The sequence below is a fragment of the Lactobacillus corticis genome (assembly GCF_018327645.1).
Classification (GTDB): Bacteria; Bacillota; Bacilli; order Lactobacillales; family Lactobacillaceae; genus Lactobacillus; species Lactobacillus corticis.
The window spans coordinates 273,810-299,761 of sequence record NZ_BMAY01000001.1 but is presented as its reverse complement, the minus strand read 5'-3'; the positions used below and the strand labels follow the sequence as shown (position 1 = coordinate 299,761).

Annotated in this window: 17 protein-coding genes, 2 tRNA genes and 1 pseudogene; 16 read left to right on the top strand and 4 right to left on the bottom strand. The window is 42.2% G+C overall.

The features are described from left to right. Nucleotides 1-306 precede the first annotated feature (306 nt). The 3 genes from KI210_RS01275 (at nt 307) to KI210_RS01265 (ending at nt 3,999) form a co-directional block, all read left to right on the top strand. Entirely contained in the window at nt 307-1,146 is an 840-nt protein-coding gene (locus KI210_RS01275; RefSeq protein ID WP_308778543.1) for a hypothetical protein, read from the top strand. A 134-nt stretch (nt 1,147-1,280) separates the two neighbouring features. Beyond that, nucleotides 1,281-3,356, top strand: a complete 2,076-nt coding sequence (locus KI210_RS01270; RefSeq protein WP_212780075.1) for a bacteriocin-associated integral membrane family protein — start codon at nt 1,281-1,283, stop codon at nt 3,354-3,356. Next, nucleotides 3,349-3,999 (top strand): ATP-binding cassette domain-containing protein, encoded by a 651-nt coding sequence (locus KI210_RS01265; protein ID WP_212780074.1) that lies wholly within the window; start codon nt 3,349-3,351, stop codon nt 3,997-3,999. The genes KI210_RS01270 and KI210_RS01265 overlap by 8 nt, the downstream gene beginning before the upstream one ends. A 129-nt stretch (nt 4,000-4,128) precedes the next feature. Here the strand turns inward: KI210_RS01265 and KI210_RS01260 are convergent, their stop codons facing one another. Then, nucleotides 4,129-5,028 carry a LysR family transcriptional regulator gene (locus KI210_RS01260; protein WP_212780073.1) on the bottom strand — a complete coding sequence of 300 codons (900 nt, stop codon included), beginning with the start codon at nt 5,026-5,028 and terminating at the stop codon, nt 4,129-4,131. A 107-nt stretch (nt 5,029-5,135) separates the two neighbouring features. Between KI210_RS01260 and KI210_RS01255 the strand changes: the two genes are divergently transcribed. Next, a complete protein-coding gene (locus tag KI210_RS01255; RefSeq protein ID WP_212780072.1) occupies nt 5,136-6,059 on the top strand; it encodes an ROK family protein in 924 nt (307 codons plus the stop codon). A 43-nt stretch (nt 6,060-6,102) separates the two neighbouring features. On the opposite strand, the gene KI210_RS01250 is transcribed toward KI210_RS01255, so the two are convergent. Beyond that, the gene (locus KI210_RS01250; protein WP_212780071.1) at nt 6,103-7,479 is read right to left on the bottom strand and encodes an amino acid permease; all 1,377 of its coding nucleotides are present in this window, start codon (nt 7,477-7,479) and stop codon (nt 6,103-6,105) included. A gap of 329 nt (nt 7,480-7,808) precedes the next feature. Here KI210_RS01250 and adhE point away from each other — a divergent pair, with 329 nt between their 5' ends. After that, complete coding sequence (adhE, locus tag KI210_RS01245) at nt 7,809-10,427, top strand: bifunctional acetaldehyde-CoA/alcohol dehydrogenase (protein WP_212780070.1); 2,619 nt, start codon at nt 7,809-7,811, stop codon at nt 10,425-10,427. A gap of 255 nt (nt 10,428-10,682) precedes the next feature. Continuing rightward, nucleotides 10,683-11,372, top strand: a complete 690-nt coding sequence (locus KI210_RS01240) for a carboxymuconolactone decarboxylase family protein (RefSeq protein WP_212780069.1) — start codon at nt 10,683-10,685, stop codon at nt 11,370-11,372. A 73-nt stretch (nt 11,373-11,445) separates the two neighbouring features. Here the strand turns inward: KI210_RS01240 and KI210_RS01235 are convergent, their stop codons facing one another. Beyond that, on the bottom strand, nt 11,446-13,095 hold the full coding sequence (locus KI210_RS01235) for a phosphoenolpyruvate carboxykinase (ATP) (RefSeq protein WP_212780068.1): 1,650 nt from the start codon (nt 13,093-13,095) through the stop codon (nt 11,446-11,448). Between the two features lie 194 nt (nt 13,096-13,289). Beyond that, entirely contained in the window at nt 13,290-14,273 is a 984-nt protein-coding gene (gene galE, locus KI210_RS01230; RefSeq protein ID WP_212780067.1) for a UDP-glucose 4-epimerase GalE, read from the bottom strand. 147 nt (nt 14,274-14,420) lie between these two features. Between galE and KI210_RS01225 the strand changes: the two genes are divergently transcribed. The 10 genes and pseudogenes from KI210_RS01225 (at nt 14,421) to KI210_RS01185 (ending at nt 25,699) form a co-directional block, all read left to right on the top strand. After that, nucleotides 14,421-14,493 (top strand) — tRNA-Thr (locus KI210_RS01225). Nucleotides 14,494-14,947: 454 nt separating this feature from the next. Then, nucleotides 14,948-15,670 (top strand): aggregation-promoting factor, encoded by a 723-nt coding sequence (gene apf / locus KI210_RS01220; RefSeq protein WP_212780066.1) that lies wholly within the window; start codon nt 14,948-14,950, stop codon nt 15,668-15,670. Nucleotides 15,671-15,817: 147 nt separating this feature from the next. Next, nucleotides 15,818-16,675 (top strand): SEC10/PgrA surface exclusion domain-containing protein, encoded by an 858-nt coding sequence (locus tag KI210_RS01215; RefSeq protein WP_212780065.1) that lies wholly within the window; start codon nt 15,818-15,820, stop codon nt 16,673-16,675. A gap of 17 nt (nt 16,676-16,692) precedes the next feature. Further along, nucleotides 16,693-17,274 carry a histidine phosphatase family protein gene (locus KI210_RS01210; RefSeq protein ID WP_212780064.1) on the top strand — a complete coding sequence of 194 codons (582 nt, stop codon included), beginning with the start codon at nt 16,693-16,695 and terminating at the stop codon, nt 17,272-17,274. After that, complete coding sequence (locus KI210_RS01205; RefSeq protein ID WP_212780063.1) at nt 17,274-17,837, top strand: histidine phosphatase family protein; 564 nt, start codon at nt 17,274-17,276, stop codon at nt 17,835-17,837. Before KI210_RS01210 ends, KI210_RS01205 begins: the two co-directional genes overlap by 1 nt. Nucleotides 17,838-17,933: 96 nt before the next feature. Continuing rightward, nucleotides 17,934-18,005, top strand: a tRNA-Gln gene (locus tag KI210_RS01200). 90 nt (nt 18,006-18,095) lie between these two features. Further along, nucleotides 18,096-18,614, top strand: a complete 519-nt coding sequence (locus KI210_RS01195) for a GNAT family N-acetyltransferase (protein ID WP_212780062.1) — start codon at nt 18,096-18,098, stop codon at nt 18,612-18,614. Nucleotides 18,615-19,095: 481 nt separating this feature from the next. Continuing rightward, nucleotides 19,096-21,627 carry a VaFE repeat-containing surface-anchored protein gene (locus KI210_RS01190; RefSeq protein ID WP_212780061.1) on the top strand — a complete coding sequence of 844 codons (2,532 nt, stop codon included), beginning with the start codon at nt 19,096-19,098 and terminating at the stop codon, nt 21,625-21,627. Further along, a pseudogene (locus KI210_RS09145) lies at nt 21,569-21,808 on the top strand (hypothetical protein); the annotation flags it as partial. The gene KI210_RS01190 and the pseudogene KI210_RS09145, both read left to right, overlap by 59 nt. Continuing rightward, complete coding sequence (locus KI210_RS01185) at nt 21,809-25,699, top strand: Cna B-type domain-containing protein (protein ID WP_212780060.1); 3,891 nt, start codon at nt 21,809-21,811, stop codon at nt 25,697-25,699. Nucleotides 25,700-25,952: the final 253 nt, after the last annotated feature.

The following is a 25,952-nucleotide window of genomic DNA, read 5'->3' as shown; positions in this document are numbered from 1 at the left end:
TTGAGAAATAGAGGCTATGGCCTCTTTTTCTTGCGCAATAAAAAATCCTGTTAACAGGATATCATATAGATAAACCATCAACAGGAAAAATTATAGAGCCCTAATTGTGGGCAACAACTGTCAGAAGCGGTTGATATTTGCCCTAATTGCGGATTTAACTTAAAAAAATACCGCGACACCTTTTTTACTGATCAGCATGAAAATGCCCCCTTTACCGATCAGCAGGAAGAGGGCAAAAAAATTGCCAAACGAGCAGCTTATCGGGCGGAATTTTACCCAGAGCAGCAGAATGGTACAGTCAAAAAGATGATCGAGTGGGTGCGTAAGAACGCCACCATTGTTTACTTATTAGGAGTCTTTTTGCTGGTGGTGATGAGCTTTTCCCGCCTTGCAGGCTGGGTTTTGTTCCTCGCCTTGATGATTTGGCTTTATGTCATTTGTGAACGGGCTTCGCGGATCGAGCAGTACACGGCTGATTTGCGCTTAACCCAAAAGATCAACCAGGTGGGTTCCAATGTCTTTAATAAGTTGGACAAAAACCGCAGTCGCCGGGAAGCATATCTTGAAGAAAAGCATCCGAAGGTCAATGACCGGGTAAAGCAAGCCCGCAAGCGTCGGGTTGACTTGTTGGGGCTGACTACCATGTTTTTGGCACTGGTTACTTTAATCGTGGTTTTTGCCGGTGCTGGAGCTTCGGTCGATCAGGCAACCTATAACCAAAAATTGTCCATCTCCAATACTTTGCTGACAATTGGCGCTAAACTCTTAGGTTCATCTAAAACTTTTACTTATGGCATTATGGCCTATGTCGTTTGGCTGCTCTTGATTGTGCTGCCGTTGGTTGTGCTGGTTCAGACTTGGAAAGGGATGCGGAAAAATCGCCTGACCGCCTTTTTGGTATCCCTGATAGAGACAGTTAGTGTGGTCTATGGTGTCATGCAGCTGTCGAGCAGCACCACTAGTCAAAACTGGGTTGGCAAATTTACCAGTCAATTGCAGACCTATGCCACTTCTATTGGTACTTCGACCATGTTGCTGGTTTTGGCCAGCGTGATTACCACGGCGCTAACAGGCTGGCGATTGATTAAGCACGATAACGTAAAAAAAGCCAGTGATGAACGTGAAGCCGAGTCTTCTGATGAATAACAAACAAGCAGTCCCAAATTGACTGCTTGTTTGGTTGGAGTTGCCGTAGGTTATGGTACTGCTAAAGCCTATTACGGTTATATCAAGTAAATATGAGAGCTGCTATTCCAGCTCTTTTTTATTGGGGAAGATAATTGTACAAAAAAGTTTTAAAACTTATCCTAGTCGGCGTAAACATTTTCATGGCCTTTTTGGTAATGTTTTATTTCACTGAAAATTATGCGGATCAGCGTATTTATCAGGAGGCCGATGTTACCAGCCAATACACTCAACTAGGGTTACCTAATGAAGCCGATAGCACCAAAGAATATTTGCGCCAATTGAAAGTGATCAGAAAAACTAGCGCCCAGCTATCGGTACCATTTATTCGACGGACAAGCTATGCGGGAGCAGGCAGAGATTATCGGCATTATCGTTATGATACTAATTATCAGCAAATAATTTTTGAAGTCAGTGATTTTAATAAAAGTCTACTAGGGGAAAACTTCAACCGTACTTTCCATAATGGTCAAGTTTACTCGACGAAGAAACGCAGACAAGCTAAAAAATTACAAAAGTATGGTGCAGTAGATTTTACCGTTGAAAATTTTTCCAAGAATTCTGCTCCAGTATCACGCAAAGGAATTTTCTTTATTCAAACCGATGATCCTGCTGTAGTTAGACGTTTTTACCGAAATTTACGGTATAACTATAATTTGGAATTTTCCAGCCATTATCAGCTGCAAGATTTTAAGCCCGAGGCTTTATACAGTACTGACGATTTGCTAGATCTAAATGATAATGAGTTATATCAGCTGACAGTGACCATTGTCATTTTTCAGCTAGTCTTCTTTGTGCTTTACTGCATGGCTTTTATTTATGATATTGGCGTTTACCAGCTACTGGGAATGACCACCAGCGAAATATTGCAACAAATAATTTTGCCCGAATTACTCTGGGGCTCAATTCCCCCTATGATTATTAGCGTAATTTATGAATTGCTAAAAGGCTTTAACTCAATAATTTGGTTCAATATTAGGACGGTCGGATTAATCATTTTACTTGAGTATTCGTTCGCATTCCTCCTGACTAAAATAATGGAGAAAGTACCTAAAGATCGCATTGTAGTAAAACAGGCGTACTATAAATCGTTCTTTAAATTAGCTTTTGCCGCTAAAGGGATTTTGCTATTTTTTGTCTTAACTAATATTACGCCAGTGGTGCAGCTGGGATACAGCTTGTTAACTACGAACGATAATGTTGTTTATCATGGCTATGCAAGTTACTTTCCAGTTGAGACTGGATATGCACAAGTCCAAAGTCCATACGACAGCGGTCAAAGGGAACTAAAGTATCTTTACCCAAAATTAAATCGTGATGGTGCCTTATTTATTGACACTAGCAGTATGCTAGCCAAGAATTCATACTGGCAGCGCGGGGCGGACGTTAATATGAATTATCTTCGTTTCAACCCAATACTTAAAGCAGATGGTAAAAAAGTGGCCTTAACCGAGGATGATCCGCTAACGCTGCTAATTCCGCAAAAATATCATGCTCACTTAAAGCAAATTGTTGCCGGAGCTGATAAAGTAAAAAAACAGGTAATTTGGATCAAATCTAATCAGCCTATTTATAATACTGAAGGCAGAAAAATTAAAGATTATCGGTATATTGCCGTCCTTTCTCAAAAATATCTAAAAGAAGTCCGTGTATTGAATGCTTTTACCGGTTCGGCTGCAGATACGATCAAAATTCCGCTTAAAGGGAGGACGACTAAGCAGTTGTATCGACAGTATTTGCCGATTCTAGCAAAATATGAACTTAGTGATGAAATCCCCAATATGATTAGAGCTGACCAGACCAGACGGGCAGAATTGCAAAGTGAAGCAGGTGATGCTAAGGAAGATTGGCTAGTAATTTTACTTAGCTTGATGATTTATCTGCTGATAACAATCACAATGATTTATTTATATCTGGCAGTTTATGGCCGAGAGGTGGCTATTAAGCTAACTTTAGGCATTTCACCGTTAAAGGCTGAGCGAAATTATTGGCTGTTATGGCTGATTCAACTTGTGGTGGTCTTGGGATTTACCAAAGTTTACGGGACGAAAATGCCGCTGACATTAGCAGAACTGCTTTTTGCAGCGACAGTTGCAGCTGATTTTGTAATTAGTCAACTAGGTCTGCGAATTTTTACCAAGAAAGCGATGGCGAAGTTTTTAGATGAATAATGCTGTTGAATTAAGCGGGGTAAGCAAGAGTTTTAATCAAAAAACTGTTTTTGAAAATTTACATTTAAAGGTCCCCACTGGAAAAATAACTACAATTTACGGTAAAAGCGGATCGGGCAAATCAACTTTGCTGAATATAATTGGACTTTTAGAAAAGCCTAATAGTGGTGAAATAAAAATATTTGGACAAAATGCCCCTAAACCTGGCAGTTTAAAAGCTAGAAAAATTCTGCGGACCGAGATTAGCTATTTATTTCAAAACTATGCACTCTTAAACGATCAAAGCGTGAAACGAAATTTAGCACTAGCGAATCTGCAACATGAGAGACGCAGTGCTTTTGAAGAACGAAAGCAACAATTGCTAGAGCAGCTAGAGCTTGACTTGGATGAAAAACAAAAAGGCGGTCAGTTATCTGGTGGCCAACAGCAGCGAATTGCATTAGTTAGAGCGATTCTCAAGCCATGTAAATTGTTGCTATGCGATGAACCGACCGGTTCGCTGGATCCGGGAACTCGAGATAAGCTGCTGAAAGCCTTACGTCAAGTGACTCAGCAGGGAAAGACAATTTTGATTGTTTCGCATGATCCAGAAGTAATTAAAAAAAGTGATTTAGCATTGAATTTAGCTGAATTATCAAAATAGCAAAAAAGCAGACCATTGATATGAACCACAAAATTGGGACAAAATAATTATTTTACTGAATAAAAATCTGATTCCGATATTCTATCGGAGTCAGATTCTTTTTTCCAGCAAAAGCATTTTTGCTGTTGTTTATTCAAATTCGGTTGGCTTAGTGTTTTTTAGTGAGTGTTCTAATAGGTCTAAAAATACCTGCGCAACGGGCGAAAGCATGCGTTCTTTGGTCCAAATGACATTGACTGGCAAGGTTTGATCAGGGAAAAGGGGCCTAAAGGCGAGGTTGCTATCGGGGCCAACGGAATGCATATGTTCTAGCGTGATGATTAGGGCAGTATGTTCTTTTACCAGCAAAGAGGCATTGTAGTTAAGATTAAAGGTTCCTACTATTTTGATTTGCTCGTTGAAATTGCCGAACCAGCGATCGAAATACCCTTGGCTAGCCGCCTGCTGGGGTCTGAGCAGCTTGCGCCCCAATAAGTCTTTTGCATAAATAACAGATTTTTGCGCTAATGCGTCGTCAGCAGGCATTAAAACGCCCCAGCGGTCATATTCTGGCAGCTGCATCCGATTGAAGTTATCAAGCTGTAAATTGCCCACAATTACCCCAAAGTCGGCGGTACCGTTGATCACCTTGCGTTCGCTGTAAGCATAATCTCCTGTGAGCAGGTGCAGCTGAATTTGCGGATAACGTTGCAACAGTTGACTGGCGACTTGCGTGACCCGACACATCCCTAAAGTTTCGCCAGCAGCTATGGTTAGGTCGCCACTAACTATCTTTTCAGTATGCAAATTAAGGGCAGTCTTTTCCGTAAGGGTTAAAATTTCTTTGGCCTGCTGATACAAATAGCGGCCAGCCGAGGTTAGCTGCAAGTTGCGGGGCTTGCGGTCAAACAGCTTAACTCCCAATTCTTCTTCTAAATCAGCAATTTGTCGCGATAAAGCTGGTTGCGAAACTAGCAGTTTTTTGCTCGCCCGGGTCATGTTGCCTTCATCAGCGACGGCTACAAAGTAGCGTAAAACTCTAAGCTCCATGCTATGATCTCCTCTTACTCATTATTGCTTATCTTATCACTAAGTACTTTCAGAGGGTAGAAAAAGCAGTTATAATGAAAGCGGATACTTATAGGAAGGAGCTTATCATGGCCAAAGATTATTTAGCAATTGATGTTGGTGGGACCAATATTAAGTATGGTATTTTAAATCGCTCAGGCAAGTTGATCAGTCGGGGATCGGTCAAATCAGACTGCCATAATTTAGCTGAATTTTATGCATTATTGGATAAAATTGTTGCGCCAAATTTAAAGCGCATCCGGGCAATTGCCGTTTGTGTACCTGGCAAAGTCGACTTAAATACGGGTATCGTTTACTTTGGCGGTGCTCTGCCATTTCTGCACGGGGCCAAAATTAAAGAGTATTTGGAAGAACGCTATGGGCTTTTAACGGGCGTAGAAAATGATGGTAAGGCAGCTGCTTTAGCTGAGCTGTGGATGGGCAGTTTGCATGATGTCCCAAATGGTGCAGTGATTGTGTTGGGAACCCTGGTTGGCGGCGGGATCGTCGTTAACCACCAATTAATCCATGGCAGCAATTTCCAAGCGGGTGAACTCAGCTTCATGCTTGATCATTTTAAGGAAAAAGCTGACGGGTCTGCCAATCGCTATGTTGGCTATGATTGTTCAGCCGTTGGCATGATTGAAAAAATTGCGACAGCCTTAAACCTGCCAGATAAAAAAGATGGCCGGGCTGCTTTTGCCGCCATTAAGTCGGGTCAGCCAGAGGCAGTTGCAATTTTCCAAAGCTATTGCTACCAGATTGCGCAATTGATTATGAACTTGCAAGCAGTCATTGATAGTGAACGGATTGCTATCGGCGGCGGAATTTCCAGTGAAGCGGTGCTGATTGAGGAGATTAAGCGCCAATATCAAAAATTATTAGCTGAGAACCCAATTTTAGCCCAGACCTTCACGCCACCAGAAATTGTACCTTGTCATTTCCACAGCGATGCCAACTTATATGGTTCGCTCTATGCTTTGCTTAATGAATGGCAGCGCCAATTAAGATAAAGCAACAAAAAAAGCAAGATTCGTTAGAATCTTGCTTTTTTCTTTAGTCAGTGGTCTTTTTTTGCTGATAAACCCTAGTAAAGCCATAAAGGACAATGAAGACGACAATTGCAGTGGTCATCGGAATCCGATAGTTAGGCAAGTAGAGCAGGAGCAAGACGATAAAACTGAAGAAGCCCAGCAGCAGATAATCGCTATAAGGATAGCCTTTTAGTTGGAAATCTGGCAGCTGGTCAGGACTGGTTCGTTTGCGATAAGCCAAGTGGGTCAACACCATTAAAATCCAAATAACCAGGAACATGCTGGTAGAGGTGGATGAAATGAAGTTGAAGGCGGAATCGCCAATAACCAAGGTGATCAGCGGTTCACAGGCAATTAACAAGGCCGAAAAGATTAGGGCATTGCGCGGAACTTGCCGCATTGACAATTTGCCAAAAGTTTCGTTCCACTTTCCTTTGCCATGCCAGGTAATCGAAAAGAGCAGACGGCCGGCACTGTAAAGAAAACTGTTAATGGATGAAATTGCAGCTGAAATTACCACAAAGTTGATAATTGAGCTAGTGCCATTGATGCCGGTTGCTCCCAAAGCTTGAACAAAGGGGCTGGAAGAGGTTGCCACTTTTTGCCAAGGGATGGTTGCCAAAATGGCAATAATTGCTGCCACATAAAACAGAATGATTCTTAGCGGCATTTCATTGATTGCCTTGCGCATGGTGGTTTGGGGGTTTTGCACCTCGCTGGCCGTAATTCCGATCATTTCGACGCCGATAAAGGCGAAGATGACCATCTGAAAGCCTTGGAAAAAGCCTCGTGGGCCATGGGCAAAGAAGCCATGATTAGTTAAATTGCTCAGACTAATTGCGCCAAATTGGGTTTTGCTGCCGGTTAAACCAAGCCAAATAATTAAAATGACAAAAGCAATAACCGTTACGATTTTGATAATGGCAAAACTAAATTCGAGGTTGCCGAATACTTTGGCCGAGATCAGGTTAATTGTGAGCAAGACTATCACGGTGATTAAGCCAGGGATCCAGCTGGCGAGGTGCGGGAACCAATACTTAAAATAAATCCCCAAAGCACTGACTTCCGCCATTGCCAGCGTGACCCAACTTAGCCAATATAAATAGCCGGTCACAAAGCCAATATTTTTGCCTAAATATTTTTCAATAAAATCAATATAGGTGTGTTTGGTCAAATCTGAGAGGATTAGTTCACCTAAAGCTCTCATCAAAATGAACATAAAAAACCCGACAATAATATAAGTCAGAATAACGCTGGGGCCAGATAAGTGAATGCTGTCGCCCACACCCAGAAAAAGCCCCGTGCCAATCGTTCCCCCAAGTGCGATCAGCTGGACGTGGGAATTGCTAAGACTGCGTTTATATCCGACGTCTGTTTGTGTTTGCTCGTTTTTCGCCATAAACATCTCCAAATATTAAAAGTAATTTTGATAATAACTCAAAAGTCTATTATATAAATTCTAGCAGGACTTGTAATCAAATCCTAAAATATTTTAAGGATTTTCCAAAATCATAAAATTTTAGCAGATAAGAACAAAAGTTATTTATTTCACAAACAAAATAAATATAAAGCGCTTCCATTACTTATAGACCAATTTACGGGGTGTATGTAAATGTTAGTGAAGGCATGAGAATCGCAAAATAAGCATTTACAAACGGTTTCAACGTGGTATTATATGAATTGTAAATTAGTTCACAAAAGTACATGAAGTCATAAGAGGTAAGCTAAATGCCTAAAGTACAACAAAAAGAAACAGTCTCTGAAGAAACTAAAAACGAACAAATCTACAATATGGTCGATGATTTGGTAAAAAAATCACATGTGGCCTTAGATAAGATGGCCAACTTCACCCAAGAACAAGTTGACCGTATCTGTGAAGCTTTGGCTACGGCCGGTGAACAACACGCCTATGAATTGGCAAAAATGGCCGTGGATGAAACTGGACGGGGAATCGTCGAAGATAAGATTACTAAGAACTTATATGCAAGTGAAAATATTTGGAACAGTTTACGCCACGAAAAGACGGTTGGCGTAATCGAAGAAGACAAGGAACAAGGCCTGAAGAAATTGGCTGAACCGGTGGGCGTAATTGCTGGAGTAACGCCAGTTACCAACCCAACTTCAACGGTTATCTTTAAGTCAATGATTGCCTTGAAGACGCGGAACACGATTATCTTTGGCTTCCACCCACAAGCACAACAATCTTGTGTGCGGACCGCGGAAATTTTGGAAGCTGCAGCTGAAGCTGCCGGCGCACCAAAGAATGTCATTCAATGGATTCCTGAACCAAGCATGCAAGCAACCAGCGATTTGATGACTAACCCAGGCATTCAAATGATTTTGGCTACTGGCGGTCCTGGCATGGTTAAGGCTGCATATTCATCAGGCAAGCCGGCCTTGGGCGTTGGTCCTGGCAACGGTCCTTCCTACATTGAAAAGTCAGCCAATGTTGAACGGGCTGTCTATGACATTGTCTTGTCAAAGACCTTTGACAACGGGATGGTTTGTGCTTCTGAAAACTCAGTTGTAGTTGATGACGCCATCTATGATCAAGTCAAAGAAGAATTTAAGAAGTGGAACTGCTACTTCCTTAACAAGGAAGAAATCAAGAAGTTCGAAGAAAAGTTCATTGATCCGCGGCGTTTGACCGTTGCTGGTCCTGTTGCTGGTCGTTCTGCGGTTAAGATCGGCGAACTTTGCGGCGTTCAAGTACCTGCCAACACCAAGGTTATCATTGCGGAATACAAGGGCGTCGGCAAGGCTTACCCATTGTCAGCTGAAAAGCTTTCCCCAGTCTTTACTTTATACCGGGCAAAGGATGCCAAGGATGCCTTTAAGATTTGTCACGACTTGCTGAATTACGGTGGTCGGGGCCACACTGCCGGCATTCACACCGAAAACCAAAAGTTGATCGACCAATTTGCCGACGAGATGTCAGCTTGCCGGATCTTGGTAAATACGCCGGCTGCCCTAGGCGGAATTGGTGACTTGTACAACAATATGACCCCATCATTAACCTTGGGGACTGGTTCATACGGTGCTAACTCAATGAGCCACAACATCTCAGCTCATGACTTGCTTAACATTAAGACGGTTGCCATGAGACGAGACAACATGCAGTGGGTAAAAGTTCCTTCTAAAACCTACTTTGAACATAACGCTGCCAACTATTTAAAGCACATGCCAAACGTTAGTCGCTTTTTCATCGTAACTGATGAAGGAGTTGCTGAAAAAGGCTTTGCCGATGAAATTGCCGACATCATTTCCAAGCGTCGGGGCAAGAAGGAATACGAAATCTTTAAGGCCGTTAGCCACGACCCAACAACTGATGTCATCCAAGATGGCGTTCACCGGATGAACATCTTCAAGCCAGACGTTGTAGTGGCAATCGGTGGCGGGAGCGTCATGGATGCTGCTAAGGCTATGCGGTTATTCTACGAAAACCCCGAAATGACTTTTGCTGAAAGCTATCAAAAGTTCTTGGACATCCGTAAGCGGACCGTGCGCTTCCCAAAGACTAATGACTTGCAATTAGTATGTATCCCAACTACTTCGGGAACTGGTTCAGAAGTTTCACCCGTAGCCATCATTAAAGATGCCAAGACTGGCATCAAGCACACTTTGTGCGACTACTCTTTGAATCCTGACGTTTCAATTGTTGACGATCAATTTGTAGCCGAATTGCCGGCTAAGCTGGTTGCTTGGTCTGGCTTTGAAGCTTTAGGCCATGCCATTGAAAGTTATGTTTCAACCATGGCTACCGACTTTACTCGGGGCTGGTCGCTTGAAGCTGCCCAATTGATTTTCGACAACTTGGAAGCTTCATATAAGGGTGACCAAGAAGCTAGAAAACGGATGCACAACGCTTCGACCTTGGCAGGGATGGCTTATGCTAATGCCTTCTTAGGCTTGGAACACTCAATTGCCCACACGGTTGGTTCAACTTTTGACCTGCCAAGCGGCGTTAGTGATGCTGTTGCTTTGCCACAAGTTATCCGCTTCAATGCTAAACGCCCTGAAAAATTGGCTATGTGGCCACACTACTCAGTTTACCGGGCTGATAAGGACTATGCTAACATTGCGCGGTCAATTGGCCTCAGTGGCAACAGTGATGCTGAATTAGTTGAAAAATTAGTACAAAAGATCATTGATTTGGCCCACGCCGTTGGTATTCAATTAGCCTACAAGGATTACGGAATCGATAAGACTTCATTTAACAAGGCAGTTGCAAACTTGGCAGTTGAAGCTTATGGCGACCAAAACACGGTAACCAACCCAGTTGCCCCATTGATTAATCAAATTGGCTTGTTGATGCAAGATTGCTACAGCGGCAAGGGCATTAACTAATTAGCCTATTAGAGAAATACACAGTAAAACAATAGCTTTTCACAATTAGGACTTAAAAAATTTTCCTCAGTTAACCTATAAATAAACAAGATATTTAAACCTAAAACCTCAGAAAATGAGTTGCAGCAATCAGTTGCAGCTCATTTTTGCTATAACAGCTGCTTATGGTAAAACATGATTAATAAGTAGTTTTAATTTCTAGCTTGATGGTTGAAAATATAAGTAAGCAGAATTATTAGTAGAAAGGAAATAATAATGTCATTAAAAGCAGACTTACGAAAAGCTCATGATGAGTATTTAAAAGCAGATAATCCCGAAGCAAGTGCCATAATTGACAACTTTGCTTTTGGCGAGGTGTTAGATGAAGTTGATTTGCCAGATCGGACGCGCCTTTTATCTAACCTTGCTTATTTATTAGGCTGTCAAGGAATTGATGAATTTAAACTGCTTTTGCCAGTTGCTCTTAAAAACGGCGTGAGTCCAGAAGAAGCAAGAGAAGTAGTTTACCAAGCCGTCGATTACTTGGGCTTAGGACGGGTTTTGCCATTTTATCAAGCCATCAAGGCTGCTGACTTGCCAAAAGGCGCAACTGTCGGCTTAGCTGAAGAAGAGCGCTTGGAAGCTGGCGAAGCGACCCAAATTCGTCTTTTTGGACCACAAATGAAAAATTTTGCCAAGAAGGGAACCATCAACAAGTGGCTGGTGAAAAACTGCTTCGGCGACTACTACACGCGGACTAAGTTAAACGACCAAGACCGGGAAATGATCACTTTCTGTTATCTAGCTGCCCAGGGCGGGGTGGAACCACAATTAAAGTCACACGCTCAGGCTAATGTCCGTAATGGCAATGACCAAGAATTTTTGCGGAAGATTGTGCTGGCTAATGAACCCTTCATTGGCTATCCGCGCAGCTTGAATGCTTTAAATATTGTCAACAATCTCTAAGACCACAAATAACCCCGCCTCATTGAGGCGGGGTTATTATTTGATGGATATTAAGTTCGATTACGCAATAGTTTTATGATAATTCTTTGATAATGCCTTCCAAAGTTTCCTTAGCTTCTGCTTGAATTGGGGTCTTTGGATGTTCTTGGTCATAGCTATTCAACCAGTTCAGACGGTCTTGCATCCGTTTAACCAAAGTTTCTTGGTAGGCTGGGTCGTCGAGGTGAACTTCATAGCCATCAATTGGCATGTAGGATACACCCTTGAAGTTGCCAAATGGTTTCCATTCGCCATCAGTGTTGGCCAATTTTTCAACCAAGTCCATGGTCAATTCCTTTGGAATATCCTTGCCCATGAAGGCGTCGGTGTTCAAAACGTAGCACTTAGCACCGCGCTTTTCAAACAATTCCTTAAAGTCGGCGTAGTCGCCTGATACCGGATATGCTCTGAATGGGTCAGCAAATGGTTCAATAACCAAGGTGTTCATGTCAAAGCCTTCTGGCAAGTTTTCGGCACTAGTCCGCTTCGTTGCCAAGGTCAAGCCCATGGTTGTTGCCAAAGTTGGGTCATCAATCTTCAAAAGTGGTGGCAATGAACCATCCTTCATAATCCAGAAGAGGGCAGTAATTGGGTTTTCTTCGTAGTCTACCCGGTTAGCTGAAGTGTAGCGGGTCTTGATTACCCGGCCGTTGTTGTTGCGCAAGTCTTCAGTTACCAAAACCTTCTTGCCATCTTCATCTAAAGTTACATCACAGTTCATGACCGTGGTGTAGTACTTGGTTTCGTGGTGACCTGCAGGGTAGTCGTGAGTCTTGTCGAAGTATGATGGTTCAAGTGCGACTGAAGAACCATTTTCCCGCGAGATGATGAAGGCATCGTCGTGCAAAACCGTGATATCATACTTGCCGCCATGAGTTGCGTGAGTCAGAGTTGACTTGCCTGAACCTGACAGGCCATAGAAGGCAAATACTTTATCAGGCTTGTCAGTGAAGTGGAAGCTCTTTTCACCACCGTGGCAAGCAGTGTAGCCGTTCCGGTGAGCCATTGCCCAAGCTAAAGTCAAAGTACCCTTCTTCAGTTCGCCGAAGTAACGCAAGCTGAAGACAGCAGCACAGTTATGCGGAGCGTCAAAGACGCCTAAGCCCTTAGGATAGTCTGGGTCAGTAACATTCGGGTCGAAGTAGAAGTAGATGTCAGGTTCGTTGTAGAACTTGCTTTCCTTGTACATCTTTTCGGCTTCATCGTCAAAGAAGTGGAAGTTCAAAATGTATGATAACAGGTTGAACGCTTGATCTTCTGGCATCATAACGTGAGCTTTAACCGTGAAGGATGGGTCAAGGCCAACTAAAACGGTTGCCTTTAAGTATTTTTGCTCGTGACCGGCGTAAATGTCTTCGCGCAGGTTGCCAGCTAAAGCTTCAGCATCTTCATCTGGGTCATCGACAAAGTGCCGTGCACTAGCAGTCCGGCCTAAGATTTTACCATGGTTGTATACTAATTGGGTTGCTCCTTTTGGCAAACCAAGTTCAGCCGTATGCAAGATTGGTAAGTCGGTAACAATGACTCCAGGTTGTTTTTTAGCTAAGTTGTAAGCTTCAGCCACACTTGTGACTTCATGCACATTGTTGCCGTAAAAAGCCGTTTCAATAGTTGATCTTACCCGGCTAAACATTGGATTTGCTTTTCTAAGTTCTGCTTGAGAATAGCGTTCTTTTGTACTCATAAAATTGAATCCTCCTTGTTTCAGGACTAATATCTAAGCGCTTTCATGCTTTACAGTAATTATGTTAACACAAAAGTTTAAGTACAAATAGTGAATTTAGTAATTTGAGGGAATTTTTTTACAAAGATAAAAAGCAACAAAAAAAGCAAGCCTGTTATTTCAACAAACTTGCTCAAAATTGATCAATCTAGTAATTAATCGTCAAAACCAGCTGGGTGATTCTTGTGCCATTCCCAGGCAGTTGCGATAACTTCTTCGGCACTTTCGTGCTTTGGCTTCCAGCCCAAAATCTTACGAGCTTTGTCAGAGTTGGCTACCAATGAATCAGGGTCACCGCCACGACGAGGCCCAATCGTATAAGGGATGTCGATGCCGGTAACTTTCTTAGCTGCTTCAACGATTTCTAAGTTGGAATAACCGTGAGCAGTACCTAAGTTAAAGATATCTGACTTGTTGGTTGCCAATAAGTGCTTCAAGGCCAAAACGTGGGCATCAACCAAGTCTTCCACTTGGACGTAGTCACGGACGTTGGTACCGTCTTTAGTGTCGTAGTCGTCACCGAAGATCGTCAATGGTTGCTTTTGATCGTTAACGCTCTTTAAGATGTTAGGGATCAAGTGAGTTTCTGGATCATGGTCTTCACCGATTTCGCCAGCAGCACCACCAACGTTGAAGTAGCGAAGTGCAATTGACTTAATGCCGTCAGCCTTATCAGCCCAGTGCATGATCTTTTCCATCATCATCTTGGTTTCGCCATATGGGTTGATTGGATCAAGCGGAGTGTCTTCAGTAATTGGCAAAGTCTTCGGAATGCCGTAAGTTGCAGCACTTGATGAGAAGATCAAGTACTTAACTTTAGCAAAGTCCATTGCCTTCAATAATGAAATCATGCCGGAAACATTGTTTTCGTAGTACTTCAATGGCTTCTTAACTGATTCAGGAACCAATGAATAAGCGGCAAAGTGCATTACGGCTTCGATCTTTTCTTCCTCTAAAATCTTGCCAACTAAGAAGGTGTCTAATAGATCACCTTGGTAGAACTTAGCCTTTGGATCCACGGCCTTGCGGTGACCAGTAAAAAGTGAATCCAAGACAACCACGTCGTTGCCGTCAGCAACTAAACGCTTAACTGCGTGGGAGCCGATATAACCGGCGCCGCCGATGACTAAAATTTTCATGTTTAATACCTCATTTTATTTCAACATCAACTCACATTTTAGCCTTTAACAAGTGTTTGGTAAACTAAAAATATCATGATAGCCTTTTCTTTGGTCAAATTGTTGAAACTGTTTCGCTGATCTGGTATATTGTTTATGTTGCAATTTGCCAATTTAGCTCAGTCGGTAGAGCATCTCCCTCGTAAAGAGAAGGTCGTTGGTTCGATTCCAATAATTGGCATCAGGATACTACAAAGAGCGTCTAGCCTTTCGGGCTAGGCGTTTTTTTCTTGCCAAATGATAAAACGTCAAGCCCCCAAAATGACATAGCGAGTAAAGAAAAAGCTGATTTTTCGAGTTTCTTCTATATATAAGCATAAAAGCTGTGACAATAATTCTCGCAAATTTGCTTTTTTTTCTCCAATCTAGGATCAAAAAACTGAAATAGCTTCAACAATCTTACAATGTGACAAAATATTACACGGATTGAGCAAATATTACAAAGTATTACACCAGATTACAATATTTGCCCTCTGAAGTAATATTCTTTAATATCTCCGTGATTATTCTGTTACTCCTCTGAAATTTTCACCCTGTACTATAAGACTTGTCAATTGGATATGACATCGAAAGAACGAAATTCAAAAATCTGGATTTCTATTAAATACGAAAAATCGATTAAGGAGAGAATTCTTTTGAAATTTAAGTCTATTATCGTTAAGTCACTTGCTGTTGCCGCATTTACTTTGGCAGGCGCAGCCACTTTAAACACTGTAAATAACAACACGGTTCACGCCGCAACTACTACTCAAAACTCAAACGTTGTAACTGTAAGAACTAACGCACAAGGCTACATTAACGTCTACAACAGTTATGTTAACCCAGTTGCTACTGGTCAAACTTTGAAGGCCAACTCACACTGGAAGGTTATCAAGACTGTTTCATATAATGGTGCTACTTGGTACGACTTGGGTAAAAACCAATGGGTTAAGGGTAGCGAAGTTGTAGTTGGTTGGTACACTTCAACCAAGGCTTTAGCAAACAGCAACTACACTGCTGCTAAGAACAACAACTACAACAACTCAAACTCAAACAACTCTTCAAAGAGCTACAGTTCAACTACTAGCTACAGCTCAACCAAGAGCTACAGCTCAACTTCAACCACGACCACTACTACCACCAGCTCATCAAGCTCTTCTGAAGCAGCTGCTAAGGCTTGGATTGCTAACAAGGAATCAGGCGGTTCATACACTGCCTCAAACGGTAACTACTATGGTAAGTACCAACTTTCTAAGTCACTTTTGAATGGTGACTACTCTGCAGCTAACCAAGAAAAGGTTGCCAATGCTTACGTATTAGCTCGTTACGGTTCATGGACTGCTGCTAAGGCATTCTGGGAAGCAAACGGTTGGTACTAAAAATAAGTTTGTTAAAAACTGAGTAGTTAAAAAGACTTCCGTCAGGAAGCCTTTTTTCTATGCGAAAAATCTTGCGCTTTTGGCGAACAATGGGTTTAATTAAGGTAGGAAAGATATATAACTCATGAAATTGAGGAAGGGATAATGATGAAGAAACGAATTTTAACCTTGCTGTTAGCAGCGAGTTTGGCATTACCGATGATGGCAGTCATGCCTACCAGCAATGCCCAAACCGTGGCAGCGAAGGCTTATAAATATAAGTCAACTACCGGGGTCAAGTTTACTTTGCCTAAAGGCTATACCCGGGCTGCTTTATTAAAGGCCTACCAGGGGAAGCCGTCGAAAACTTTTATCAAGGCGTCAATGAAGGGCGTTAAAGAAAACACTTTTAGCTCAAATAAGAAATACGCTAAGAAAAAGGATAATAAAACCAAGGTTAGACCGGATAAGCTGACTAGCAAACAAAGAACCGAACTGGCTAAGTTTTCCCTAGATATGATTAACCAGGCCAGAGCTAAATTGGGTCTCAAGCCATGGAAATACTCAAAGGGAACTGAGAAGCTAGCTAGTGATATTGCTAAGGAATATACCAAACATAAGCGCGGAATTGCGCAACAATCCCACTATACTGCCGGAATTGTTCGAGCATCCAAGAAAAATGGCTTGAACTTAAATGACAATTATGTTGAAGATATGGCTGGCTTCAAGAGCAATCAATATAAGATGACGATGACGCAGTTGAAGAAATCCATCTACTTCGGCATTAAGCAAATGGTCTTTGGCTATACTGCTTCTAGCGACAAATATGCCAAAAAGCAGGCTTACTACCGTGAATGGGGCCATGCCGGAGACTTGTTCAATACTCAAGGCTCAAGTCACGATGGCGATTGGAACTACTATGGTTTCAGTGTTTCACGGGTAGGCAAAGTCTATTCATTACACTATATTTCAGTTCCAAGATTTGTAGTTAAGAGCAAGCAATATAACCTTAGCTTTAAGCCATAATTTTTATAGGAAGACACATGACCAAAACAATCTATTTAGTAAGACACGGACAAACTTTTTTTAACTTTCACCATAAGGTACAAGGACGCTGCGATTCGCCTTTGACTGACTTAGGGATTCGGCAAGTAGTAAAGACGCGGGAATACTTTAAGCAAGCCGGCTTAAAATTCCAATATGCCTATTCTTCAACGCAGGAACGGGCAGTTGATACTTTGGAAATTTTAGTACCGCAAATGCCATACGTTAGATTGAAAGACTTGCGGGAAAGAGATTACGGCATTTATGAGGGCGATGATGAGTACTTGCTGCCTTGGAATAATGGTGGGGCAAATACGATTGAAACCATGGAAGCTCCTGAAGATACGGTTGTGCGGATGAGCCGGGCGGTCAGTTTTATTTTGGACCGAATGGAAGATGGCGAAACGGCACTAGTTGCAGGACATGGTGAGATCTTGGCCCGTTATTTACGGTTTGCTACCGGTGAAACAGCTTTTCCAGGTTTCCGTAATGCAGCTTATGCCCGTCTCGAATATGCAGATGATAATCCTGAAAAAGCAAGCTTTATTGAAACTGGTTGGCCAGCAGAAGGACTAGCATAATGGCAATTGAACTTTATTTGGTGCGCCATGGTGAAACTTTGTTTAATCAGCAGCACCGAATGCAAGGCAGTTCAGATTCACCTTTGACTGAACGAGGAAAAAAGCAGGCTTTGGCGGTACGGGATTACTTTGCCCAACATTCCTTGGAGTTTGATCATGCATATTGTTCAACCCAGGAACGTACCAGCGATACCTTGGAAATAATTTTAGGGCAGGGAGTACCGTATAAGCGCTTGAAGAATTTGAAAGAGCGCAATTACGGTTTTGCCGAAGGCCGAGGAATTTGGTGGTATCCCATTGCTAAATTATTGCAGCCGCCAATGGAAAGCCGTCAGGCAGCGACTGCGAGGATCAAAAGAGCGATGATGAGGATTCAAAGAGACGCTCAGGATGGTGAGCGGATTTTGATTGTTGGTCATGGCGATACCTTGAGCAGCTATATTCGCGCTACTTGTCAAGATGCCCGATTTTTTGACTTCAATAACTGCGGGGTAGCCAAGCTGACCAGCGATGGACAAAAGGTAACTTTTGACTCATACGTTTGGCCAGGCAAAAAAATTTAGAAAAAACTGCATTTTTTTGCTAAAACCATTTGACGTCCATCCTATTTTTAGGTATTATAATAAACGTTGAGCGACAAGTAAAAGCTCACAAGTGGATGGGTTATAGCCAAGTGGTAAGGCAATGGTTTTTGGTACCATCATGCGCTGGTTCGAATCCAGCTAACCCAATAATGTAAGGTCGGACTGAGGTCCGACCTTTTTGTTTTTGTGTGTCAACAGAGAAAACATAATTTTATTTTTGATTTTTTAGGAAGAAATATGAAAACTAAAATTCGCCCAATAAACCAAACAGATTTACCGGTTTTGCAAAAGATAGCTCGAATCACTTTTAAAACAACTTTCGACCCATATACGGCACCTGATGATATGGAGAAATTTTTACGCGAAAGCTACGCAATCGATAAGCTTGCTGCTGAGCTGAACAACCCAGATAGTCGTTTTTTCTTTCTTGAGGTTGATGGCGAAACAGCGGGATATCTGAAGGTCAACGTCGGGGATGCACAAACAGAGCGCTTCAAGCCCAACGCTTTGGAAGTTGAACGGATTTATTTGCTTCCCCAATTTCAACATCATGGGTTAGGCAACCTCCTCTTGGATTATGCTGAAAACTTGGCGGTTAAAGAACAAAAGGATTACTTGTGGCTGGGAGTATATGAGAAGAATCTGCCTGCCCAAAGCTTTTATCAAAAGCATGGCTTTGTTCAAGAAGCTGCGCATATTTTTCAGGTAGGGGAAGATTCGCAGACAGATTATTTATTGGCTAAGCGATTGAAATAGGTGGAAAAATAATTTCCTGGGTTTTTAGTATGTTTTTTACAAGTTGTCTTTTCATTTATAAACTTGTAGTTAGTGAATAAAATAGCGACTTTATAATAGAGAGCCAAATATTTGGTTCTCTTTTTTTATACAATTACGCAAATTGAAAAACTTGACAAATATAAGGTTTTTAAAAAGGTAAAAATAACAAACAAATTTTAAAAAGATCACATGCAACAACTGAAAAATCAAAGATTTCAGAACTTTTATATATCATAATGTTGAATTAGTGGAAGCTTTCAATATATAATGATTATGGAATTGGCGGGAGTATCGCTTAACTATTTTTTTCATGATGTGTGCGTGAAATTTAGTTGCAGAAAGTGCTTTTAATCTGTGAAAGAGCGAACGTGGCGATTCCGCAATGAAATTTTGAGCGTGTGCGGCTCAAATGTGTGTTGGAGGGGATTTTCCCCCGAAAAACTTTTAGAGGGATGTGAATATGATGAAACTTGCTAGGAAGTTCCATCCAAAGCATGTGTGGCGAAACCTGACGGTTTCTGCTTTGGTTGGTTCAATGTTCCTAGGACTGCTGCCCGGAATAGGTAGTTCGGTACAAGCTGCGGAGTCAGCTGCGGGGTCAGCTCCGTACCCTACTTATGAATGGATGAGTGGGCGCCAGCAAGCTAATGTTGGCTCTACATACACGCCTCATTCCGGCAGTTCTAGCAAAGTTGACGTGCGTTCTTTAGGTAAGGCAATGCGCGGCAACGCTGTTTTCGCCAAGAATGACGAACAAGCCTTAAAGGCTGGTTTCGATACGACGGGTACAGATACAGTTGACGGATATGTTACTAAAACATACGGTGCTTCTGAAGCTCGTCGTTTACAAATGGCCTTAGAAGCTAGCGATGGTGGCTCAACGAGATTATTCTATGTTCGCCATACAGAAATTGTTCCAGCTGGCGACACGGCAAAGGTGGCTGGAGTTAGTCGTTATGTAACTGACACCAATATGTCATTTATTGATCCAAACTTACAAAACGGCGGTGTCCCAGCTCCTACTGTTTTTATGGGAATGGACCGAAACATTAACCCATCTTATCGGTTTAACCCAAATACTGAACGGGGTAAAACGTTAAATAGCCAATACCTCGATGCAACTCAAACGGCAACGGTTTTCTTAACACCGGTAAAACAAGATAACGGTAGGTACAAGTGGTACTGGTGTATTAACCCATCTGCCCAAGTCCCAAGACAAAACTCCATCTATTACCAAGAACCACTTTCACTTTCACCACAAGCGCAATTTTACAATGGTAGTGAAGTAGGTTACTTGTTGGGTACGGTTTTACAAAATGCTGGCATGAACGGAATCGAAACTGATAGTTACGATCGGCCAACGTTTACCGAGATGTACAAGAACATTCGGGCAGAATACAATGAGCTGATGAGTGGCAATTTGCAAAACCCTGATGCTAAGTCTGCTTTTGACCCGAACTTAACCAAGGGTCAAGTTCGTGACATGCTCTACAAGATCACCACCAAGAATGGTCAACCGCAAACAATTGCGGCTGGGACTGATTCCCAAGAATTGATTCCAGTTCAAACTGATATTCAAGCTGGTAATAGTAAAACTTTGCCAGACTTGACAGGCGAGAGAATGTACGACATGGCGCATGTTGGTATCTTGGGTGTTGAATATGCACTTTTGAAGTACATTCAAGGCTGGCCAATTGGCGGTATGGACTTGTTCCAAGGCGGGGCAACTAACAACGGAGCTCTTGGCTTTAAGGAAGAGTCTGACAGAACTGAAGGCGGTCGCGGGATTGCTCGACTCTTAGTAGCATATGTTGAAGCTGCTAGAGCAAATGGGTCTTTGAAGAATCCAAATACTCAAAACGAGATCAAGACCAAGACTACTGATGTTAGCCGCAACAATGGCAAGACTAACGTTACTGTTAAATTGTTTAACACTGACAACGCAAGCAGCTTAACTTTAAACATGCCAAAGTCAGTAACTGTTAAATCAGCTACTAAGGATGGCAAGGATGTTTTAAGTTCAGCTGATATCACTGACACCAAAGTTACCTCTAAAGTTACCTTCAAGAGTGGCAACTACCCTGATGAAGTGGTTCTTTCAGTAAGCACAGCTGATGAGAACCAGATTCCATCATCAGTCGCCTTCACCAAGGTTGGTACTAATAAGGTAGTTGGTACAGCGTACATGAACAGTAACGAAATGTACCAAGATTCAGCAACTGGACACTGGGTAGTTCGTGAATTTGTTGGTGCTCAAACGGGTAAAGGCGATAACGCAAACGCTATCGGCTCTGAGTACTCACAAACTGTTCTTGAACTGACGCCACAGGAGCAAACTAGCTATGCTGGTGTCACGATTACGCCACAAGATGAAATGACTTTGCACACCACTGTTCAAGTTGGTGATGACAAAGCTAGCGACAGCTCTGCTTTAGCTTTAAGCGAAGGTACGCACGATGTAATTGATAATGTTGATTACACCGGCTTAACTGCTAAATCAGACTACACGCTTCTTGGTCGGTTAATGGAAGTAACCACTGATGCTTCTGGTAAAACCACTGCAACTCCTGTAGCAGAAGCAACACAAAAGGTTACCCCAGCTAAGGCAGATGGAACTGCTCAAGTTAACTTCAAGGGCGTAAAACTTGAAGCTGGCAAGAAATATGTTGTCTACGAATATCTTTACAAGGGCACTGATGTAACAACACCTGGCCTAGATAAAGATGTTCCAACCGGAGCTTTAGTATCTCACGCAAGTAATGATGATAAGGCTCAAACAATTGCAGTGAAAGCAGTTGACGGCTCATTAGCACAATTGCACACTACAATTAAGGCTGATGATAAATCAGCAACTTTAGGTCAAGATGCAACTGGTCAAGTTGATGACTCTAAGTCAGTAGCTTTGACAAGGACTGCAGGCGACCACAATGTAACTGACACGGTTATTCCCAGGTCATACTTACAAATTTACTGGTACGCTGGTAAAGATTGATAAGGATGGCAATGTAACTAATGTAAAGCAAGCTTCACAAGAACAAAAGATCACTGAAGCTAGCGGCACAGTTGATATTGACTTTGGTACGGTTAACCTAGAAGAAGGTTACAAGTATGTTGCTTTTGAACGGGCAACTTCAACTGATAAGTTCGTTCAAGGCGGTACTGATGGTACTGACGTGGTAGCTCATGATATCAACCATGCTAATAAAGATGATCAAGCTGAAACGATTGTAGTTGGTGAAGAATTGCCAACTGGCAAGGATGCTAAGCTGCAAACCACTGTTTCAGTTGACGGCACTAAGTCATCAGCGTCTGAATCTGCAAGTGTTGCTGCTGGCACTAAGCAAGTTGTCGACACGGTTGACTACACTGGTTTGATTGCCGGTTCAGAATACACTCTGCATGGTCAATTGATGAAAGTGAATAATGACGGTTCTACCACCCAAGTGGCAGAAGCTTCAAACAAGTTCACTGCAGAAGCTGCCAACGGCCAAACTTCAGTTGACTTTGGTCAAGTTAAGTTAGAAGCAGGCGCTAAATACGTAGTATTTGAAACGGCTACTTCAACTAATAAGATTGTCAAAGGCGACGATGGCCAAGCAACGCAACATGTTGTAAAACACCAAGACGCTAATGACAAGGCACAGGCATTTACTACTGAATCTGAAAAGCCAGCCGAAGACACTACTTCAGTTAAGGTAACTAAGAAGTGGACTGACGGTGCTAAGGGTGAAAGTGCAGAAGTTGAGTTGTACGCTAACGACAAGGCTACTGGCAAGAAGGTAACTTTGAACGAAGGCAACAACTGGACTAGTTCATTTGACAACTTAGCTAAGAAGGATAAAGACGGTAATGCAATTAAGTACACCGTTAAGGAATTAACTTCTAACTACGATTACAAGATTACTGGTGATGCAGAAAATGGCTTCACGATTACCAACTCACCATCAACTGCTACTGTTTCAGTTCCAGTTGTAAAGAAGTGGGCAGATGGAGCTAAGGGTGAAGAAGCAGTCATTGTCTTGACCGAAAACGGCAAGGAAACTGACAAGAAGATCACCTTGAATGAAAAGAATGACTGGAAGGGCGAATTTACTAACCTTAAGAAGTACGATTCCAACGGTAAGGAAATCACTTACTCAGTCATTGAAAAGACTTCAAACTACAAGTATGTAGTAACTTCTGATGGCAAGGGTGGTTACGTAGTAACCAACTGGCCAAAGGACACTATTATCCCATCAATCAAGACGACAGTAACTGCAGGTACAACCTCAGCTAACGAAAGTCAAGAAGCGGTAATTTCAACTAGCGATGATTCAGTATCAACCACTGTAACTGACCACGTTGAATTGACTAACTTGGCTAAGGGCTCATACAAGCTCTTGGGTCGTCTGGTTGATGTAACTGATGGCAACAAGGTAGTTGCACAAGCAAGTACTGATGTTTCAGCAGATGCTGACAAGTCAAGTTCAACTAAGGACATTGACTTTGGTAAGGTAGAATTGCTTCCTGGTCACACGTACGTAGTATTTGAATACTTGTACTCAGGTGACACTAAGCTTCCTAGCGACAAGAATGGCGAATTGCCAAAGAACCCTAATGCAAGTCACGAAAATCCAAAGGACAAAGCACAAACGGTTGTTGTTAAGAAGAACGAAAAGCCAGCCGAAGAAACCACTTCAGTTAAGGTAACCAAGAAGTGGGCAGATGGCGCTAAGGGTGAAGAAGCAGTCATTGTCTTGACCGAAAACGGCAAGGAAACTGACAAGAAGATCACCTTGAATGAAAAGAATGACTGGAAGGGCGAATTTACTAACCTTAAGAAGTACGATTCTAATGGTAAGGAAATCACCTACGCAGTCACTGAAAAGACCTCAAACTACAATTACACTGTAGAAAAAGACGGCAAGGGCGGATTCGTAGTAACTAACTCACCTAAGAACGTCACTCCTGAAAAGGAAACCACTTCAGTCAAGGTAACCAAGAAGTGGGCTGACGGTGCTAAGGGTGAAAGCGCAGTAGTTGAGCTTTACGCTAACGGTCAAGCAACTCGCACGACTGTTGTTTTAAGTGAAGCCAACAACTGGACTAGTTCATTTAACGAATTAGCTAAGAAGGATTCAAACGGCAATGCTATTAAATACACCGTTAAGGAAATCACTTCTAACTTTAACTATGTAGTATCTGGTGATGCTACTAACGGTTACACGATCACCAACTCACCATCAACTGCAACTGTTTCAGTTCCGGTTGAAAAGAGATGGGCAGATGGCGCTAAAGGTGAAGAAGCTGTCATTGAATTGCGTGAAAACGGCAAGGAAACTGGCAAGACTATCACTTTAAACGCTGGCAACAACTGGAAGGGTGAATTCACTGGCTTGAAGAAATTCGATGCTAGTGGTAACACTAATACCTACGATGTTGTTGAAAAGACTTCAAACTACAACTATGTAGTAGCTTCCGATGGCAAGGGTGGCTACATCGTAACCAACAAGCCAAAGGATACGGTTGTTCCATCAATCAAGACGATAGTAACTGCTGATAAGACTTCAGCTAGCGACAGCCAAGAAGCAGTCATCTCAACTACTGAAGATCAAGTAACTACTGCAGTAACTGACCATGTTGAATTGAGTAACTTGGCTAAGGGCTCATACAAGTTATTGGGTCGTTTGGTTGATGTAACTGATGGCAACAAGGTAGTTGCGCAAGCAAGTACTGATGTTTCAGCAGACGCTGACAAGTCAAGCTCAATCAAAGATATTAACTTTGGTAGCGTTGCTTTGACGGCTGGCCACAAGTACGTAGTATTTGAATACTTGTACTCAGAAGGCACCAACCTTCCTGGCGACAAGAATAGTCAAGTGCCATCAAACCCAACTGCAAGTCACACCAATCCAAGTGACAAGGCACAAACAGTTGTGGTTAAGAAGACTGTTAAGCCAACTGAAAACAAGCCAGAAATCAAGACTACGGTAACTGCTGGTAAGACTTCAGCTAGCGACAGTCAAGAAGCGGTAATTTCAACTAGCGATGATACAGTATCAACTACTGTAACTGACCACGTTGAATTGCGTAACTTGGCTAAGGGTTCATACAAACTTGTTGGTCGTTTGGTTGATGTTTCAGATGGCAACAAGGTAGTAGCTCAAGCAGATGCAACTGTAACTGCTGATAAGGACAACTACTCAGGCAGTCAAGAAATTGACTTTGGTAACGTTACGTTAACTGCTGGTCACAAGTACGTAGTATTTGAATACTTGTACCCAGAAGGCACTAACGTACCAAACGACAAGAATGGCGAATTGCCAAAGAACCCAACTGCAAGCCACGAAAATCCAAGTGACAAGGCACAAACAGTTGTAGTTAACAAGACTGAAAAGCCTGCTGAAAACAAGCCAGAAATCAAGACTACAGTAACTGCTGGTAAGACTTCAGCTAGCGACAGTCAAGAAGCGGTAATTTCAACTAGCGATGATACAGTATCAACTACTGTAACTGACCACGTTGAATTGCGTAACTTGGCTAAGGGTTCATACAAACTTGTTGGTCGTTTGGTTGATGTTTCAGACGGCAACAAGGTAGTAGCTCAAGCAGATGCAACTGTAACTGCTGATAAGGACAACTACTCAGGCAGTCAAGAAATTAGCTTTGGTAACGTTACATTAACTGCTGGTCACAAGTACGTAGTATTTGAATACTTGTACCCAGAAGGCACTAACGTATCAAACGACAAGAACGGCGAATTGCCAAAGAACCCAACTGCAGAACACCACGATGAAAATGACAAGGCACAAACTGTGGTAGTTGAGCAAGGCGACGAAGAAAAGCCAAACAAGCCTACTACTCCAGATGAGAAGCATAAGGGCGGCGACAACGGTAACGTAACCCCTGACAAGAACCGCAAGGGTGGCGACAGCGGCAACGTAACCCCAAGCCAATCTGGTAAAGGTTCATCAACTGACAACAGTTTGCCACAAACCGGTGAACGTGCTGGCATTGCAATTGTTGGTATTATCTTAGTAGCTTTAGCAGTAGTTCTTTTCTTCAGAAAGAAAAAGACTAATTAATCTGCTTAGGGTTAACTGATAAAGAAAAGTCATTTTAGCTGAAAAGCTAGAATGGCTTTTTTGATGGGCAATTATTATTCCCTTATGGCATATCCATATATAAAAATATTAGTAATGTAAAATAGTTGTATAATATTAATAAGATAGGTAAATTAGAAGAATTGATGTGCAAAAAAAGCTAAACGCCTGTCAACGTTTTGTGCTTATCCTTTTTGTGGCTAATTTATTGATAAGTATCATCTTTTATTTTTTT